The sequence below is a fragment of the Gordonia sp. CPCC 206044 genome, assembly GCF_048537895.1.
GTDB lineage: Bacteria > Actinomycetota > Actinomycetes > Mycobacteriales > Mycobacteriaceae > Gordonia.
Window position 1 is genome coordinate 284,657 of sequence record NZ_JBCLVL010000001.1, and the last position, 17,753, is coordinate 302,409.

A 17,753-nucleotide genomic window follows, 5' to 3' on the forward strand; every position below is an offset into this window, starting at 1 on the left:
CACCGTCATGGTGGCCGTCGCCTACGTGTCGGGTTGCGGTGTCGCCCTCGATGATTCCGCGGTCTCCACCGAGGGGGCCGATCTCAATCCACAGCCACGCGAAGCGTTGCGTGACGGCGGCAGTCTCACCACGGCCATCACCGAAGTCAGCCCGCAGTGGAACACCTTCCACGCCGACGGCACCGCCTACACCCAGTTGATGTGGCGCTGGTACAACCCGACGCTCGCCTACTTCGCCCCCGACGGCACGTACTCGTTCAACCGGGACTACCTCACCGACGTCCGCAAGGAACTGGTCGACGGAAAGACGGTGGTCACCTACACCATCAACCCGAAGGCCCACTACAACGACGGCACACCGATCGACTATCGGTCGTTCGTGAACACCTGGCGTGCGAGCAGTGGTGCCGACCCGAACTACATCGTCAGCTCGACCGACGGATACGACCAGATCGCCTCGGTCACCCGCGGCGTCGACGACCGTCAGGCGGTGGTGCGGTTCCGGGGTGTCTGGGCGTGGCCGGACGGCCTGTTCAACCAGCTGCTGCACCCGAAGGTGAACTCGGCCGAGGTCTACAACAAGGGTTATCTGCAGAATCCACACCCCGAGTGGGGCGCAGGCCCGTACACGATCGGTGGCTACGATCCGAACACCGGCGTCGTGACCTTCACCCGCAACCCACAGTGGTGGGGGCACCGCGGCAAGCTCGACCGACGGGTGTTCCGGCAGATGGAGGACCAGGCGGCGATCAACGCGTTCCGAAACGGTGAACTCGACGCGATCGGGGTGGCGACCAAGGACTCCCGCGCCCAGGTGATCACCATGGGAGGTGTGGACATCCGCACTGCGGCCGCTCCGCAGAACAACCTCCTGATGGTCAACCTCGACACCCCGATCCTCGGTGACCGGCGCGTCCGCGAGGCCGTCCTGCGTGGGGTGGACCGCCGGACACTGGCACGCATCCGATTCACCGGCCTCAACTACACCGAACCGTTGCCGGGGTCCCTGCAGATGTACCCGTTCCAACCGGGGTACGAGGACAACGTGTCCGGCGTGATCGATTACGACCCGAACCGAGCTCGGGCGTTGCTCGACGAGGCGGGCTGGCGGTCGACGGGTGACGACGAGATCCGGGAACGCGGCGGCGCACGTCTGACGCTGACGTTGCCGATCCTGTCGGATGCGCCCGCCATGCAGAACCTGGCCCGCGCATTCCAGGCCATCCTCGCCAAGATCGGTGTCGAGGTCACGATCGACCAGCGACCTGCGTCGGACTTCTCGCAGGTGGTGATCAACAAGGAGTTCGACCTGTTCCTGATGGGGTTCTCGTCCTCCGATCCGTTCGGGATGGCATACCTGTGTCAAACCTGGTGTGAGGGATCGCAGCTCAACCGCGTCGGCGCAGGCTCTCCGGAACTCGACGCCGAGATCGCTCGCGTCGCGCAGATCCCCGACCCGAGAGCCCAGATCGCGGCAGGCAACGCGGTGGAGCGCACGGCGTTCGGTCAGTACTCGGACCTTCCGCTGTTCAACGGCCCGGCGATGTACGCGGTGAAGGAGGGACTGGCGAACTACGGGGCCGGACAGTTCTACGTCGGGCCGGTCGAGGACGTGGGCTGGCAGGAGTAGTCGGACGCAGTGATGCCGGCCGTCGTCGGTTCACGTTGGTCAAGCGAAGGTCACGCTCTGGTGAAACCCGGACACCCGCCGCGGCACGCGAGTACGGTCGCCCGTGGGGGCGACGTTGTTGCTCGAGCAGTTGGGAGTGCCCATGGCACGCCGACGAACTCCGTTGCTGGCCGCGGGTGTGGCCGTGATGGCCGCGGTACTGATGACCGGCGGGCTCGCCGGATCGGTACCGACGCAGCTGGCCTCCGACCAGAAACCCTCGATCAACGCTGTCGGGCCGGGGGCCGCGCCACCACTCTCGTTTCCCGCCTCGTCGGCACTGTCGGCGCTGGCGCCGGGGGAGAACATGCCGGGCGCGGTGCGGCCGTTGGCTGCGCGAGACGTCGCCACCAACGTGTCGTCGGCACCCTCGACCGGGCTGATCCCGGAGATCTCCGAGCCGGTCCTGCCGTCGTACGCAGCGGCACCCATGACACCGCAAGGACGGACGATCCCGACCACGGCCGAGCTCCAGGCCGAGCTGGACACGATCGTCGGGCCGTCGACGAGACGACAGAAGGCGCTGTACCTGGAGAGCGGAACACGCGCGTTGCCGCAGGTCGAACCGATCACACGGACGGTGCGGGCCCTCGAACCGCTCGGGTTCACCTACCTGGTGAAGGGGCCGGTGACCGTCACCGGCAGCACCGCGTCGGCGACCCTGGCGGTCGGTTCGGCCGGGTGGACGCCGGCTCGCATCCGCGTCCACTGGGTCTGGAAGGACGACCACTGGGTGTTCTCCGACCGCTCGAGCTGCGCGCTCGGCGCCTATCTGCGGATCCCCTGCAGGTTGCGGTAGGGAGCAGGGCACCTCACAGCACGTCCCGACCCACCATCTCGGTGGTGACCACGACGGCGATCGAGCTGACCGCCAGCAGCGAGATCAAGACGAACAGCTGCATGACCGCCGCCGCGGTGGTCGACGCACCGCCGAGCACCATGCCGACGAAGGCGCCCGGGATCGTCACGAGTCCCACCGAGCGGGTCTGATCGATACCCGGGATCAACGCAGTCGCCGCAGGTTCTCGGCAGATCTCCAGGCGGGCGTCACGCGGTAGCAAACCCAACGACAGCGCAGCGTCGACCTCACCGGCACGTGTGCGCAGTTCGTCGTGTGCGCGTCGCCCTGCGAGTGAGGCCGTGTTCATCGCCCCGCCGAACATGATGCCCGCGGTCGGGATCACCGCGAGACCGGAGGCGGGTAACACCCCGATCACGACCATGGTCGCGACGATGACGATCGTGGCGAGGGCGACCGGGAGCAGGCAGTAGACCGATCCACGCAGCGACGCGCGCCGCCCGGTGATCCGGCCGGCCGATGTCCATGCGGCCGCGCAGCCCATCACGACCACGAAGATGGCCCACGCCCAGGCGCGCTGGATGACCAGACCCAGAACGGCGGCCAAAGCGGCCAGCTGAACCGTCGCGCGGACCGTGGCGACGATCACCTCGCGCGTGTGTCCCGTCCGTCCCGCGCGATTGATCACCACGGCGAGAATCGCCAGGATGACCACCACAATCGCCAGCGCGGGGCCGATCCGGATCACGGCGTCACCGACCGAGTTCACACCCCCAACCGCCTCTCGCCGAAATCGTCTTGCGTCCGCAGATAGATTAGGCTCGCCTTAGCTTCATGCTCGTGAGTTCGTACCCGGAGGAATCGCAGACCAATGATGACCGCAAAATCGCAGGCCAGTCCAGTGCCGGCCATCGAGGTTGCGCAACTCACCAAGACGTACGGGTCGGTGAACGCGCTCCGTGGCATCGACTTCACCGTGCAGCGCGGCGAGGTACTCGGTCTGCTCGGCCCCAACGGCAGCGGCAAGACCACAACCGTCGGCCTGCTGTCCACCCTGCAGCGACCGAGCGGCGGCACTGCGCAGATCTGCGGTCACGACGTGACCCGTGAACCGGCCCGGGTCCGCGAACTCATCTCCCTGACCGGCCAGTACGCGTCGCTCGACGAAGGGCTCACGGCCGCCGAGAACCTTGCCGTGTTCGGGCGGCTGACGGGCCTGCGGCGTCGCGCCGTCGCCGCACGGGTCGACGAACTGATCGAGGAATACGACCTCGGCGAGGTCCGTGACCGTCGTGTCACCACGTTGTCCGGCGGCATGCGACGGCGCGTCGACATCGCCAGCGCGCTGGTCACCCGACCCGAGGTGCTGTTCCTGGACGAGCCGACCACTGGTCTGGATCCACGCAGCCGCGCCGCGGTCTGGGACACCGTCGCCCGGCTGAAGGCGGGCGGCATCACCGTGCTGCTGACCACCCAGTACCTCGAAGAGGCGGATCGGCTCGCCGATCACATCGTGCTCCTCGATCACGGTCGCGTGGTCGGCGCGGGCACGCCGGGTCGGCTCAAACAGCAGGCCGGTGCGGCGATCTGTCAGATCACCCTGGTCGACGACACACATCTCGAGCAGGTCCGAGCGCAGCTGGCCGACCTCGAGATCGTCGAGGGTGGTCCCTCGGCCGGTGCCCCGAATCCTCAACTGGCCGTGCGGGCGCCGGACGGCATGGCAACGGCTGCGACCGTGATCACCCGCCTGCAGGCGGCGGGCGTCGAGGTTCTCGACGTCGGACTGCGGCAGCCCTCGCTCGACGAGGTGTTCTTCACGCTCACGGAGACTTCGTGACGGGCCCGACCGACGCGACCGGCCTGCTCGACGACGTGGCCGCCGACGGTCGGGTCGGAACCGATCACGAGGCGCCGCGCCGCGCCGCGGTCGGACAGGGTGTCGCCGTCGGTGTCCTGGCCACCGAAAAATTGAGGGGCGCATTGCGTTCCGGCGACCTGGTGATGGCGGTGCTCAGTCCGCTGGTGTTCTTCGTCTGCTTCTACATGCCGCTGCACCGCCGATTCGAGGCACTGGGCGCCGACTATGCGCAGTTCCTGACCCCGATCATTCTGTTGCAGGCCGGTCTGTTCACCGCGATCGCCGCCACCGAGGCGGCCGGTGCGGACGCTCGTGCCGGGGTCCGGGAACGGCTCGCGTCGTTGCCGATCGCGCGGACCTCGGTACCGTTGGCGCGGATGGTGTGGGTGCTCGTCCGCCTGGTGTTGTCGATCGCCGCCGGTATCGCCATCGGCTCGGCGCTCGGTTTCAGATTTCACGGAACATGGTGGCAGACAGTCGTCTTCGTTCTCGTCACCGTGCTGGTCGGGCTGGCGCTGAGTATGCTGACCGATGCCGCCGGGTCGGTGGCCCGCAATTCCACGAGCGTCGCACACGTGCTGATGATCCCGCAGTTGATCCTGGTGATGGCATCGACGGGACTCGTTCCCGCCGAAGGATTCCCGACGTGGGCTCAGCCGTTCGTACGCAACCAGCCGTTGTCTGTGTTCACCGACATGCTGCGGGGCCTGGCGTCGGGCGACGAGGTGTCGGCCACGGCGCCGGTCGCCTGGCTGATCGGTCTGCTGGTGGCCGGCTGGATCGCGATGGTCTGTGCGGGACGCGCTCAGGTGGGCCGATGAGCATCACGACACCGACGATCACGCAGTGGCCCGCCCGCCGGGGTGTCGGCATCGCCGCCCAGGCGGTGACCCACGCAGGCGCCTTGCTGCGGGCATGGGCCCGCGAGCCCGGCATCGTCGTGCAGGCCCTCGTGTTCCCGGCCTTCATGCTGGCGATGTTCCAGTTGGTGCTCGGCAAGACCGTGACCTCGATGGGCGGCGGTGACAGCGTCTACGGCAATGCCGGACTGGTGGCCCTGGTGGGCGCCATGTACGGCACGCTGTCGACCGCGGTTCGACTCATCGAGGAACGCGACAGCGGTCTGCTCTCCCGGCTCTGGACCCTGCCGGTGCCGCGCTCGGGTTTCATCGCAGGGCGGTTGCTGGCCGAGGCGCTGCGCACCGCGATCAGCACCGTGGTCCTCTTTCTCGTCGCCGTCCCGATGGGGTTCCGGTTCGACGAGGGGTGGGCCGCCGGCGTCGGAGCCGTTGTGGTGCCGGTGATCTTCGCCGTGGGTCTTGCGGTGCCGATCATGGCACTGGCCCTGGTCTCCACCGGGCAGGCCGCGGTGCAGCAACTCGGCGGCCTGTTCTTGTTCATGCTGTTCTTCAACACCGGGTTCGCCCCGGTCGGTGAGTATCCCGGCTGGCTGCAACCCCTCGTCCGATATCAACCGATGAGCCCCGCGATCGACGCGATACGCGGCCTCACCGAAGGCGGGCCGATCGCCGGTCCGCTGCTCGCGACGCTCGCGTGGACGGCCGGCCTCACGGTCGCCTTCGGTGTGACCGCCGTGCGCGGCTACCGGCGTGCGGCAGAAGGGAATCACCATCGATGAGCGCACACCAGGAGATCCGTGCCCGCATCGCCGAGATCCTCGGCGTGGGACACGACGAGATCGACGACGACGTCAATCTGATCGAGATGGGTTTGGATTCCATCCGGATGATGACCATCGCCGGTGAGTGGCAGCAGCGTGGGCACCAACTGAATTTCGCCGATCTCGCTGCCGCACCGACCATCGACGCATGGGTCGCGATGTTGGCAGCGTCCGCACCCGCCGACACCCCGGTGGCCGAACCGTCGACCGCCGCCGGTGCATCCGAAGACCCCTTCGAGCTGGCGCCGATGCAGCACGCGTACTGGGTCGGCCGCACCACGGCCGCCGACCTCGGCGGTGTGGCCGCCCACCTCTACGTGGAGTTCGACGGACTCGGACTCGAGGCCGAGCGACTGCGCACCGCGATGCACTCGTTGGTGGACTGCCATCCGATGCTGCGAGCACGATTCCTGCCCGACGGCACCCAGCAGGTGCTCCCGGAGCCGGCGCACGATCCGTTCTCCGTCAACGATCTCCGCCATCTCGCCGCCGACGCGATCGACCGCGAACTGACGGCGATCCGTGAACGCAAGAGCCACCAGATGCTCGATGTCGCCGCCGGGCAGGTCGTCGACCTCACGCTCACCCTGCTGCCAGACGACAGGCATCGTCTGCATTTCGACATCGACATGATCGCCGCCGACGCGATGAGTTATCGGGTTCTGCTCGCCGATCTCGTCGGGTTCTACAACGGTGCAGCGCCGACCGCGCCCGCCTACACCTACCGCGATTACCTGCAGCACCGTCGCGACCACCCGAATCAGAGTCGGGAAACCGACCGAGCCTGGTGGTCCGATCGTCTCGACGACCTGCCCTCTGCCCCTGCGCTTCCGACCGGTGCCGACGGTGCGGTCATCGACCACCGGGTGGTCCGTCACCACCACTGGGTTGATGCAGCCACCAAGCAGACGCTACTGGCGGCCGCGCACGAGCGCGGGGTGACACCGGCGATCGCGCTCGCCGCCGTGTTCTCCGCCACGATCGGCGCGTGGTCGAGCTCGGACCGGTTCCTGTTGAACGTCCCGCTGTTCCATCGCGAACCGGTGCACCCGGACATCGAGCGCGTCTCCGGTGACTTCAGCTCCTCGGTCCTGCTCGACGTGGATCTGCGACATGCGCAGTCGGTGCTCGACCTCACCAGGTCGATGCAGCAGACCATGCACGCCAACGGTTCTCACTCCAGCTACGGTGCCCTCGAGGTGCTCCGTGACCTCGGCCGCACCCGTGGCGAGCAGGTCCTGGCCCCGGTGGTGTACACGAGTGCGCTGGGACTGGGCGAACTCTTCGCCGACGAGGTGGCCGAGTTGCTGGGCGAGCCGGTGTGGGTGGTCTCGCAGGGGCCGCAGGTGATCCTGGACGCCCAGGTCACCGAGGTCCGTGGTGGGCTGCTGCTCAATTGGGACGTCCGTGCCTCGGCGTTCCCGCCTGGGGTGATCGAGGCGATGTTCGCCGAGTACACCGCCGCCGTCGACCGACTCGGCGACGGCGACGCGGGCTGGATGGCGACGTCGTCTCCGCAGCTGCCCACCGCGCAGCGGGCCACCCGCGCACGTGTCAACGACACGGCGGTGACCACATCCGGACGACTGCTGCACCAGGAGTTCTTCTCACGGGCGACCCACGAACCCGACCGCACCGCCCTGCTCTGGCGCGACGGCGAGATGTCTTACGGTGACCTCGCGGCGGAGGCGTTGACCGTCGCCGGGGCGCTGCGGGCCGCCGGTGTTCTCCCCGGCGATGCGGTGGCGGTGCAGTTGCCCAAGGGCCACGAACAGGTGATCGCGACCCTCGGCGTGTTCGCCACCGGTGCGGTCTGGGTGCCGATCGGTTACGACCAACCTGTTGCGCGGCGTTCGGCAATTCTCGAAACCGGTGATGTGCGAGCACTTCTGGGCTCCGGGAAGTCACTCGACGACGTCCCGGACAGTGTCCGGGCGCTCGATGTGGCGCAGGCACGCGAGCATCGGACACCGTTCGCCGAGGCTCTGCTCGGTGACCCGGAATCGGTTGCGTACGTGCTGTTCACGTCCGGATCCACCGGCACCCCCAAGGGCGTCGAGGTGCCGCACCGCGCGGCGATGAACACCATCGACGACATCAACACACGTTTCGATGTCGGACCCGACGACCGGTCGCTCATGGTCGCCGCACTCGAGTTCGACATCTCCGTCTACGACATCTTCGGCATCCACAGCGCCGGAGGCGCGGCCATCGCGGTCGACGCCGCGGACGCGAAGGACCCGGCTGCCTGGCTCGAACTGCTCCGTACCCATCACGCGTCGATCCTCACGTGCGTGCCCAGTGCCTTCGACATGCTGCTGACCGCCGCCGAATCCGACCCGGCCGGGCTCGGGAAATCGTTGCGGGCGACGCTGCTCGGTGGCGACTGGGTCGGCGTGGACCTGCCGCAACGGCTGCACGCGCTGGCCCCCGACGCGCGATTCGCCGGGCTGGGCGGTGCCACCGAGATCGCGGTGCACGGCACGGTGTGCGAGGTCGCCGACCCGCCGGAGCACTGGACGTCGGTGCCGTTCGGAACGCCGTTGGGCAACGTCACATGTCGCGTGGTGGATTCGCTGGACCGTGATTGCCCCGACTGGGTCACCGGTGAACTCTGGGTTGGCGGCGCGGGCGTCGCCCACGGCTACCGCAACGATCCCGAGCGGACCGCCGAGCGGTTCATCGAGCGCGATGGCCAACGGTGGTATCGCACCGGGGATCTGGCGCGCTACTGGCCCGACGGCACCATCGAGTTCCTCGGTCGCGCCGATCACCAGGTCAAGATTCGCGGCTTCCGCGTGGAACTCGGTGAGGTCGAGGGTGCCCTGCGCTCGGTCGACGGTGTGCGTGCCGCGATCGCCACGGTCACGACCGGGGGGACGCGACGTCTGGTGGCCGCGGTCACCGTGGACCGGCCGGGGCCGGACGCGACCCAGGTGGAGAACGCCCTGCGTGACCTGTTGCCCGCCTACATGGTCCCGTCGCAGATAGAGGTACTGGACGCCTTCCCGCTCACCAGCAACGGCAAGCTGGACCGCCGGGCGGTCGAGGGGTTGTTCGGCAGCCCCGAGACCGAGGGGGAGAAGGTCGCTGCCGCAGACGATCTGGAACGCGCGCTGGTCGACATCGTCGCCGAGGTCCTCGGTCAACCCGCCGACACGATCGGCGTGACCGACGACTTCTTCGCGGTGGGTGGCGACTCGGTGTTGGCCACCAAGGTGATCGCGAGGGTCCGGGACTGGCTCGATGCCCCGCACGTCGGCATCGTCGACATCTTCGCTGCCCGCACGGTGCGCGATCTCGCACGCCGTATGGACGAGACGGACGAACGTCCCGGCCGGCTCGCGCAGGTCGCGGCGGTCTACCTGGAGGTCGCGGGTATGGATGACGAAGCGCTTGCCGACGCCGCGGAGGTCGATGCCCGATGACGGGTGCGGGCACTCCCTCGACCCTGCTGATCATCGGCGCCGGGCCGAAAGCACTTGCGGTGGCGGCCAAGGCCAAGGTGATGCGAGATCTCGGCCTGCCCGCACCCGAGGTGCGCGTAATCGAGGCCCATGCCGTGGGTGCCAACTGGCAGTCGATCGGCGGCTGGACCGACGGTCGCCACCGGTTGGGCACCAGCCCGGAGAAGGACATCGGCTTCCCGTACCGATCCGCCGTCGCGGCCCGCGGAGGTGGTGAGGAGAACGCCGAGATCAGCAGGCGTATGGTCGATTACAGCTGGATGTCGTTCCTCGTCGAGCACCAGACGTATGCCGAGTGGGTCGATCGCGGTCGCCCCAACCCGCAGCACCACGTGTGGGCACGCTACCTGGAATGGGTTGCCGCACGGGTGGACCTCGATCTGACCATCGGAACTGTCACGGCGATCTCGGCCGACGACGAACAGTGGTCGCTGGACGTGCGGACGTCCGACGGCACGGCCACCGAGGTCGTCGGGGACGCGTTGATGATCACCGGCCCGGGTTCGAGCGCGCGGGCCATGATCGACGACGACGGGATGCTGTCGATCTCGGCGTTCTGGGATCGGGTGTCGCGGCGTGACCTGCCGGTGGCATCACGCGCGGCGGTGATCGGTGGCGGCGAGACGGCGGGTTCTGCTCTCGACGAGTTGGTCCGACACGAGGTGATGACCGTCTCGGTGATCTCGCCGGGCGCCACCATCTACACCCGGGGCGAGAGTTATTTCGAGAACGCGATGTTCAGCGATCCGACCGGCTGGTCGAACCTGCCGCCCGAGGAGCGTCGTGACGTCATCCGCCGCACCGACCGCGGTGTGTTCTCGGTCCGGGTGCAGGAAAACCTGCTGGGGGACAGTCGGTTTCATCACCTACAGGGTCGTGCGGTGTCGGCGCGCCGGGCCGGTGACCTCATCGCGGTCACCCTGCACAATCCCGGGCGGCCGGCGCAGACGCACACCTTCGACCTCGTCGTCGACGCCACCGGCGGGCAACCCCTGTGGTTCCTCGACCTGTTCACCGACGACGCCGCGGATCTGCTCGAACTCACACTGGGCTGGCCACCCACACTCGACCGGATCGAATCCTCGATCGGCCACGATCTCGCCATCACCGGGCTGACCCCGAAGTTGTTCCTGCCCAACCTCGCCGGCTTCGCGCAGGGTCCCGGATTCCCGAATCTCAGCTCACTGGGCGAACTCTCGAACCGGGTGCTGCGAATCGCCACCCGACGCTCGCGCGGCGCGCGTGCCGACCGCCTCGGCGAGGCCCGGTGATGTCCGGTCCCGGTACACGGCTCCCGGATTCAGAGGGGCGGCACGTCCTGCGGTGTCCGACCCAGGACATGCAGCGCGATACGCCGATCGGGGCGGACATCGAACTCGCCGACGTCGACCCAACCGCGCCTGGTCGCGGCACGACGGATTCTGGTGTTACGCCAGTCTGGTTCGAGAACCACGCGGCGACAACGGGAGTCGGCGTCGAAGACGGCCTGGGCCAACTCGGCCATCCAGTCGGACATCACCCCGCGACCGATGAGGCTCGCGTCGGCCGTCGCGATGTGCAGACCCATGTCGTGCGGATCGGCCGGATACAGACGCGCGATCTCGTCACGCGCCGGTCGGTACAACTCGATGTATCCGATCTCGGTGCCGTCGAGCGACACGATCAGCGGACGCGAGTAGTCGCCTGCGAGTCGGTGCGCCGAGTCGGCCCGCCACCGCTCGACCGACCAGTCCTGCTCCCAGGTCTCCGCCAGATGCGGTCGTGCGAACCACTCCACCAGCATCTGCGGGTCGCTGCCGTCCGGATCGACCAGACGCAAGCGAAACCGGCCGGTCAGATCCGGTACCACTGGTCCACCCGCCGCAGCCACTTCGGCAGAAACGTCGGTGATCTCGCGGCCGATCGAATAGGGCTCGGGCGGTGTTGTTCCGGCGGCATCCATCCCGGACGACTCCGTTCGCTGGTCGGTGCATTACCGACGTCAGGCTAGCCCATGCTCAATCCAAGTCAGAGAAGTGCAGATATGACAACGAACTCAACCCCGTCCCCACGCAAGCCGCTCGGAGCGCTGCGCCAGTTCCATCAACCGCTGCGACCGGACCTTCCCCCGCTGCTGGTGTTCCCACACGCAGGCAGTGGCGCGTCGTCGTATCGTGCACTCTCCGAACACTTCAGCCGTGCGTTCACGGTCCTGATCATGCAGTACCCCGGCCGTCAGGACCGGATGCGCGAGCCCGCGGCCACCGAGCTGACCGACCTGGCAGCCGAGGCGCACGCCGAGTACACGCAACGCCCCGACGCCCGACGTGCCCCGCTGACGGTGTTCGGACACAGCATGGGCGGCATCGTCGGCTTCGAGTTCGCGCGGCGGGCGCAGCGGACGGGCGATCCAGAACTCGCGCGACTCGTCGTGTCGGCCGCCGCCGCACCGAGCCGTGTCGCCGACCTCCCTCGACACCCCACCGACGACGAAGGTCTGATGGCGCATCTGTCGGTGCTGGAGGGAACCGGTGGTTCGGTGATGGCCAGCGAGGCCGTCATGCGGATGGCGTTGCCGGTGCTGCGGGCCGACTACCAGGCCTTCGACGCCTACCGCGCCGAGCCGACCGATCGGGTGACCGCGCCGATCTCGGTGATCGGCGGTGCCGACGACCCGGCGATCAAGGCCCATGAACTGCACGCGTGGAACATCCACGGAGACGATGTCTCGGTGAGTGTGTTCGACGGCGGGCACTTCTACCTGGACGACAACGCGTCCGACGTCTTGGAGGTCCTCACCGAATCGACTTCGGTGGTGGGCAAGTGAGGGACTTCGCGTGATGATGGATCTCGAACCGATCGTCATCGCCGGGATGGCCGTCGAGGCGCCCGGTGGGGTGGAGACGACCGAGCAGTTCTTCTCGGCACTGGCCGACGGCACCGAACTCGTCGAACCCTTTCCCCGGGACAGGGATTGGCCGATCGATCAGGTGTTGTCCCTCGGCGTCCACGAGGGGTGGGGTGAGGTTCCCGACGCGGGTGGATTCCTTCGTGGGGCAGCCGAGTTCGATCCGATGTTCTTCGGGATCAGCCCTCGCGAGGCTGTCGCCATGGACCCGCAGCAGCGTGTGGGGATGCGGGTGGCATGGCGGGCGCTGGAGAACACCGGGATCAACCCGACCGCACTCGTCGACGAGGAGGTCGGCGTCTACATGGGCGCGTCCATCGCGGAGTACGGCCCGCGGGCGGCGGCCGTGAACGAGTTCAGCGGGCACCGTATCGCGGGCACCGCACTGGGCGCGGTCGCCGGACGGATCTCGCACGCACTCGGGCTCATCGGTCCGTCGATGACCGTGGACACCGCCTGCGCGTCGTCGCTGACGGCGATACACCTGGCGGCCAACGCAATCCGGGGTGGGGAATGCACCTGGGCGATCGCCGGCGGCGTGTGCGTGATGGGTTCGCCGGGCGCGTTCTTCGAGTTCGCCAAGAACAACGGACTCGCCGCCGACGGACACTGCCGGTCCTACAGTGCAGCCGCCACCGGAACCCTGTGGGGTGAGGGGGCCGGCGTGGTTGTCCTCGAAACCGAGAGCCGGGCACGGCGATTGGGGCACCGCATCCTGGGAATCGTGTTGGCGACCCGGATCAATCACAATGGGCGTGGGGCGCCGATCGTGGTCCCCAGTGCCCAGGCCCAGCAGCGGCTCATCGAGCGCACCATCGCCGCTGCGGGCATCTGCCCGGCCGATGTCGACCTCATCGAGGGGCACGGTACCGGCACCCCGCTGGGCGATCCGATGGAACTCGAGGCGCTCCAGAACACCTACGGGGTGGCCCGGCCTGCCGACGACCCGGTCCTGCTCGGATCGGTGAAATCCAATGCCGGACACGCACAGGCGGCTGCCGGGATGATGGGTTTGATCAAGGTTCTGCTCAGCGGTCGGCACGGTGTGACCGTCCCGACCCTGTTCGCCGACGACCCCACAGACAAGATCGACTGGGAGCGTGGCGCCATGCGGTTGTCCACCGAACTGCGTCCGTGGGAGCCTCGCGGCGACCGACGGCTCGCCGCGGTCTCGAGCTTCGGCGTATCCGGGACGAATGCGCACGCCATCATCGCAATGCCCTTGTCGGACACAGACCGTACCGGTGGGAATGCCCATGTCTGAGAACTCCTCGTCAACATATCGATTGCCCGACGGCCGGGTGCCGGTGCTGGTGTCCTCGGACGTCGCGGAGCTGGTGCCGGCGGAGGCCGCCGCGATGCGCGAATACGCCATGGCGCACCCGGAGATCGCCCCGGCGGCGATCGCCGAACATCTCCTGCGGACCCGGCCCGCACGCCGGCATCGCGCTCTCGTGGCGGTCCGCGACCGCGGCGAACTCGTCGAAGCGCTCGATGCCCTGGCTAACGAGCGTCCGCATCCCGCCGTCGTACGTGGCGGGGGACCGGCAGGGTTGCGCCGGGTTGCCTACACCTATCCGGGTCAGGGGAGTCAGCGACCCGGTATGGGGCGCCGGTATCACGAACTGTCCGAGCCGTTTCGGCGTGCGGTCGAGGACTGTCACGCGCAGTCCGTGCGTCTGTTCGGCACCTCGCCACGCGATTACGTGCTCGGGGAACTCGCCGACGACGACCCGGCGGTCTCCGATGTCCGCGTCGTCCAGCCCGCTCTGTTCATGCAGATGGTCGGCCTGACCGCGATGTGGGACGCTGCCGGCGCGACGCCGGCGATGACGGTGGGGCACAGCCAGGGAGAGATCGCCGCCGCCTACCGCAGCTCGGTGATGACGTTGTCGGACGCCCTGACCATCGTCACGGTCCGCGCCCGTCTGGTCCATGAGCTGGCACCACGCGGACACACCATGGCGGTCGTCGGGATCGACATCGACGAGTGCGAGGCCATGCTCGCGCGTCATTCCGGGTGGGCGCAGCTGTCGGTGGTGAACTCGTCGCACATCCTGTGCATCTCGGGACGGCGGGAGGCCGTCCTCGAGATGGTCGAGATGCTCACCGCGCAAGGCAAGTTCGCGAAGGAGATCCGGGTCGAGTATCCGGCCCACACCAGTGTGGTGAGTGAGTACCAACCGGCATTCCTGGACGCGCTCGGCACCTATCTGGAACACGATCGCATGCTGCCCGGCAGACTGCCGTGCATCGGTGCAACCCTCGGCGAGGCCGTGGACGAATCGATGAGCCTGGGGGACTACTGGTTCTGGAATCTGCGCAACAGGGTGCGATTCGACAAGGCGGTGGCCGACGCGGTCGTCGGTCACGGCGCCGACTTCTTTGTCGAGATGTCCGAACACCCGACCCTGATGCTCGCGATGGGCGAGACGCTGTCGGAGGTCGACGCCACCACCCCGCGACCGGTGATCGGAACGTCGCGGCGCGACGCCGATGGGCTCGAGGAGTTCACCCGCAACCTGGCGTCGCTCGCGGTTGCCGACACCGGGTTCCGTTGGGATGCGCTGAAGGTGGGCGACGACGATGCGGCGCGGTTGCCGCTCGAGGACTTCCCCAACACCGTGATGCGTCGTCTGCATCTGTGGGCCGACCGAGAGTCCGGCGTGACCGATGAGGCGAACTCGCCGGAGTGGGCGGCCGCGCAACGTGGTGGCGACGTTCAGCGTCTGCTCACCCGCTGGCAGCCGCTCAAACGTCGGAAACTGCTGGCGCCGAGGACGATGGCGATCCTGGATCCGACCGGCAGGTGCGCGGTCGAAGCCGCGGAGATCTGTGCGGCAGCGGCCGCGCAGGGAGCCACCGCGACGATCATCGGAGCCGACGAACAACCGGGGATCGACATCGACACCGCGGTGCTCCTGATCGGTGCGACCGGTGATCGTGATGACGCCGTCGACATGCTCGCCGAGATCCTGGCCGAGGGGCGTTGGCATGCGGGTCTGGCCGACCTGCCCGAACAGTTCTGGTGGGTGACCGTCGGCGGTGAGCAGGTCGTCGACGGCGATCCGGTGGCCGACGCCGTGCACGGCCCGATCACGGCTGCGTTGCGGTGTGCCGCAGCCGAATACCCGACCGTCCGGTTCCGGCATCTCGATCTGGATGCCGCACACGGTGCGCCGCAGGCCGAGGATGTCCTGACCGCGGTGCACGTGGCCGAGGAGCCGGAGCTGGCGTTGCGTGAGGGCACCTTCTACGTCAAACGTCTGGAGCCGGCGGCCGTCGACGAGACCCGGACACCGAATACCGGCCACATCTTGATCACCGGCGGCACAGGCAAACTCGGCCTGGAGATCTGCGAGTACTACGCGACCCACAGGGTGGCGCCCGCGGGGCGGATCACCCTGATCAGCCGTTCCGGCGGCACCGCGGAGACGGCCTCCAGGCTGGCGGCGCTGCGCAGGCGGACCGGCAGCGTCATCGACGTGATCGCCTGCGACATCGGTGATGACGCGGCGCTGGGCCGATTGGCGTCGGCCCTCGCCGAGCCGGTGTCCTTGGTGATCCACACCGCGATGAACTACGTGGCGACTTCCGTCGACAGCATCCGGCGCGACCAGATCGTCGACGCCGAGCGCGCCAAAGTGGCGGGTATGCGACTTCTGCTCGATGCCGTGCCGGTCACCGACGACCTGCAGGTCGTGCTGTGCTCGTCGGTGGCGGCGTCTCTCGGTGGACGAGATCAGGCGCTCTACGCCTTGACCAATCGCATGCTCGAGATCGCCGCTGCACGGTGGCGGGCCGGTGGCGTCGCGGCGGTCGCGATCGAATGGGGACTGTGGCAGGTGCAGGGGCCGCTCGACGAGTCGGGGGTCGCGCGCGTGGAAGGTGCCGGGGTGGTGCCGATGGCGCCGCGCGCGGCGATGCGGGTGGGACTGGCCGATCTCGGCGCCGACGCCATCGTGTTGTCGGCGAACTGGCCGGAGTTGCGCGACCTGTTGTCGTTGTTCGGGTATCAGCCCGTGCTGTCGGCGATCCCCGACACCACGGCCGTGGTCACGCGGCCTCCGATCGCGGAGGTGCCCCCGGTCGAACCCGTGCCCGTACCCGACGAGACACCGCCTGAGAGCGACTCCGTCGCAGGTCAGCCGTCGATCGAGGGAGCGCTCGACGACCTGCTGGCCGCAGAGTTGGCCGCGACGATGGGGTTGTCCGCGCCCGGTACGGATCTGGATCCGGAGACCCCGTTGGTCGCATTGGGGCTGGACTCCCTGCAGGCGCTCGAGTTCCGTCGACGGGTCAAGGGGTCGCTGGGCCGTGACCTGCCGGTCGAGGCGATCCTCGGCGGCGCCACGTTGCGTGAGGTCGTCGGTCTCATGCGATGACGCGATATGGACATCGACCTAGTAAGGTCAGGCTTACTAATCTCGACTTCGGGGAGTGCTCACATGACACCCACATACGGTTCCACCGGCACGGACACCGCTGCCGGCTATGACGACACCGCCACCGGACCGATCGGTGCGCCAGCCTATTCAGAGGCGGCGCCCGACGGCGATACTGCGGTCGACGGTGCTGGGGTCGACGGTGCTGGGGGCGAGGGTGCTCCGGCAGAGGGGGCGGGCAGCGCATCGGGGGGCAGCGGCGTCAACTGGCCGACCGTGCTGGTGTCGGGTGGTGTTGCCGCGATCATTTCCGCGGTCATCGTGACCATCGGCGTGGTCGGCCTGCTGGTGTCCGAACTCGGCGACCGTGACGCGGCGGCCAGTGCACAGCAGCAGCCCACCGTGGTCAACCTCGGCTCGGCACAGAGCGCCGCGCCGTCGGCTGCGGCCCCGGGAGCCGGAGCCGCGCCGGGTGCGCCCGGCGCTCCGGCAGCCGCAGCCCCGCCTGCTGCCGCAGCGGCGCCGCCCGAGGGCAGCAGTGCCGATCTCCCTGCCGGTGGTGGCACGAGCGGCGGCGGCATGTTGCCGGGTGCGGCCGCGCCTCAGGGCGTCCCCCAGGCGCAGAGCGCAGCGCCCCAGCAGACCACCGCACGTTCCACGCCGACCGTCGGCAAGTTGCAGAACGATCTGGACATGTTGGTCGGTGGCGGTTCGCCGGCGCAGAAGGCTGCTCGCCTCGAAGGTGGTAGCCGCGCGGTCACCCAGGCGCAGCCGATCGTGACGGTCCTGCAGCGTTTCAAGCCGCTCGGCTTCAGCTACCGCGTGACCGGACCGGTGTCCGTCAACGGCGGCACCGCGAAGGCGACGCTCGAGTTGCGTTCGCCGGGATGGAACCCGGCCAAGATGCCCTTGTACTGGGTCTGGAAGGGCGGCCAGTGGAAGCTGTCCAACCGTTCCATCTGCGACATCGGTTCGTACGCGCAGATCCCGTGCTCTCTCTGATC

13 protein-coding genes are annotated in these 17,753 nt (G+C 68.3%); 11 read left to right on the forward strand and 2 right to left on the reverse strand.

Annotated features, from left to right (window positions below; all coding sequences use genetic code 11):
* Positions 1-7 precede the first annotated feature (7 nt).
* Both AAFP35_RS01310 and AAFP35_RS01315 read left to right on the forward strand, forming a co-directional pair.
* Positions 8-1,630 (forward strand): ABC transporter family substrate-binding protein, encoded by a 1,623-nt coding sequence (locus AAFP35_RS01310; protein WP_419219951.1) that lies wholly within the window; start codon positions 8-10, stop codon positions 1,628-1,630.
* A 142-nt stretch (positions 1,631-1,772) separates the two neighbouring features.
* Positions 1,773-2,468, forward strand: a complete 696-nt coding sequence (locus AAFP35_RS01315; RefSeq protein WP_419219708.1) for a hypothetical protein — start codon at positions 1,773-1,775, stop codon at positions 2,466-2,468.
* Between the two features lie 13 nt (positions 2,469-2,481).
* Here AAFP35_RS01315 and AAFP35_RS01320 read toward each other — a convergent pair whose 3' ends face one another.
* Positions 2,482-3,237, reverse strand: coding sequence for an ABC transporter permease (locus tag AAFP35_RS01320; RefSeq protein ID WP_419219710.1), 756 nt, complete (start codon positions 3,235-3,237; stop codon positions 2,482-2,484).
* A 105-nt stretch (positions 3,238-3,342) separates the two neighbouring features.
* Between AAFP35_RS01320 and AAFP35_RS01325 the strand changes: the two genes are divergently transcribed.
* Genes AAFP35_RS01325 through AAFP35_RS01345 form a run of 5 tightly spaced genes read left to right on the forward strand, consistent with a single transcriptional unit; the run spans position 3,343 to position 10,748 of the window.
* Entirely contained in the window at positions 3,343-4,308 is a 966-nt protein-coding gene (locus AAFP35_RS01325; protein WP_419219711.1) for an ATP-binding cassette domain-containing protein, read from the forward strand.
* The gene (locus tag AAFP35_RS01330) at positions 4,305-5,150 is read left to right on the forward strand and encodes an ABC transporter permease (RefSeq protein WP_419219712.1); all 846 of its coding nucleotides are present in this window, start codon (positions 4,305-4,307) and stop codon (positions 5,148-5,150) included. The genes AAFP35_RS01325 and AAFP35_RS01330 overlap by 4 nt, the downstream gene beginning before the upstream one ends.
* Positions 5,147-5,968 carry an ABC transporter permease gene (locus tag AAFP35_RS01335; RefSeq protein WP_419219713.1) on the forward strand — a complete coding sequence of 274 codons (822 nt, stop codon included), beginning with the start codon at positions 5,147-5,149 and terminating at the stop codon, positions 5,966-5,968. The genes AAFP35_RS01330 and AAFP35_RS01335 overlap by 4 nt, the downstream gene beginning before the upstream one ends.
* Positions 5,965-9,438 (forward strand): amino acid adenylation domain-containing protein, encoded by a 3,474-nt coding sequence (locus tag AAFP35_RS01340; RefSeq protein ID WP_419219714.1) that lies wholly within the window; start codon positions 5,965-5,967, stop codon positions 9,436-9,438. Before AAFP35_RS01335 ends, AAFP35_RS01340 begins: the two co-directional genes overlap by 4 nt.
* Positions 9,435-10,748 carry a SidA/IucD/PvdA family monooxygenase gene (locus AAFP35_RS01345; RefSeq protein WP_419219715.1) on the forward strand — a complete coding sequence of 438 codons (1,314 nt, stop codon included), beginning with the start codon at positions 9,435-9,437 and terminating at the stop codon, positions 10,746-10,748. The genes AAFP35_RS01340 and AAFP35_RS01345 overlap by 4 nt, the downstream gene beginning before the upstream one ends.
* 29 nt (positions 10,749-10,777) lie before the next feature.
* Here the strand turns inward: AAFP35_RS01345 and AAFP35_RS01350 are convergent, their stop codons facing one another.
* Entirely contained in the window at positions 10,778-11,419 is a 642-nt protein-coding gene (locus AAFP35_RS01350) for a GNAT family N-acetyltransferase (RefSeq protein ID WP_419219716.1), read from the reverse strand.
* A gap of 81 nt (positions 11,420-11,500) precedes the next feature.
* Between AAFP35_RS01350 and AAFP35_RS01355 the strand changes: the two genes are divergently transcribed.
* From AAFP35_RS01355 to AAFP35_RS01370, 4 genes are all read left to right on the forward strand, one after another.
* Positions 11,501-12,283, forward strand: a complete 783-nt coding sequence (locus AAFP35_RS01355) for a thioesterase II family protein (protein WP_419219717.1) — start codon at positions 11,501-11,503, stop codon at positions 12,281-12,283.
* 13 nt (positions 12,284-12,296) lie between these two features.
* Positions 12,297-13,628 (forward strand): polyketide synthase, encoded by a 1,332-nt coding sequence (locus tag AAFP35_RS01360; protein ID WP_419219952.1) that lies wholly within the window; start codon positions 12,297-12,299, stop codon positions 13,626-13,628.
* Positions 13,621-16,749 (forward strand): nocobactin polyketide synthase NbtC, encoded by a 3,129-nt coding sequence (gene nbtC / locus AAFP35_RS01365; RefSeq protein ID WP_419219718.1) that lies wholly within the window; start codon positions 13,621-13,623, stop codon positions 16,747-16,749. Before AAFP35_RS01360 ends, nbtC begins: the two co-directional genes overlap by 8 nt.
* 63 nt (positions 16,750-16,812) lie before the next feature.
* A complete protein-coding gene (locus AAFP35_RS01370; RefSeq protein WP_419219719.1) occupies positions 16,813-17,751 on the forward strand; it encodes a hypothetical protein in 939 nt (312 codons plus the stop codon).
* Positions 17,752-17,753: the final 2 nt, after the last annotated feature.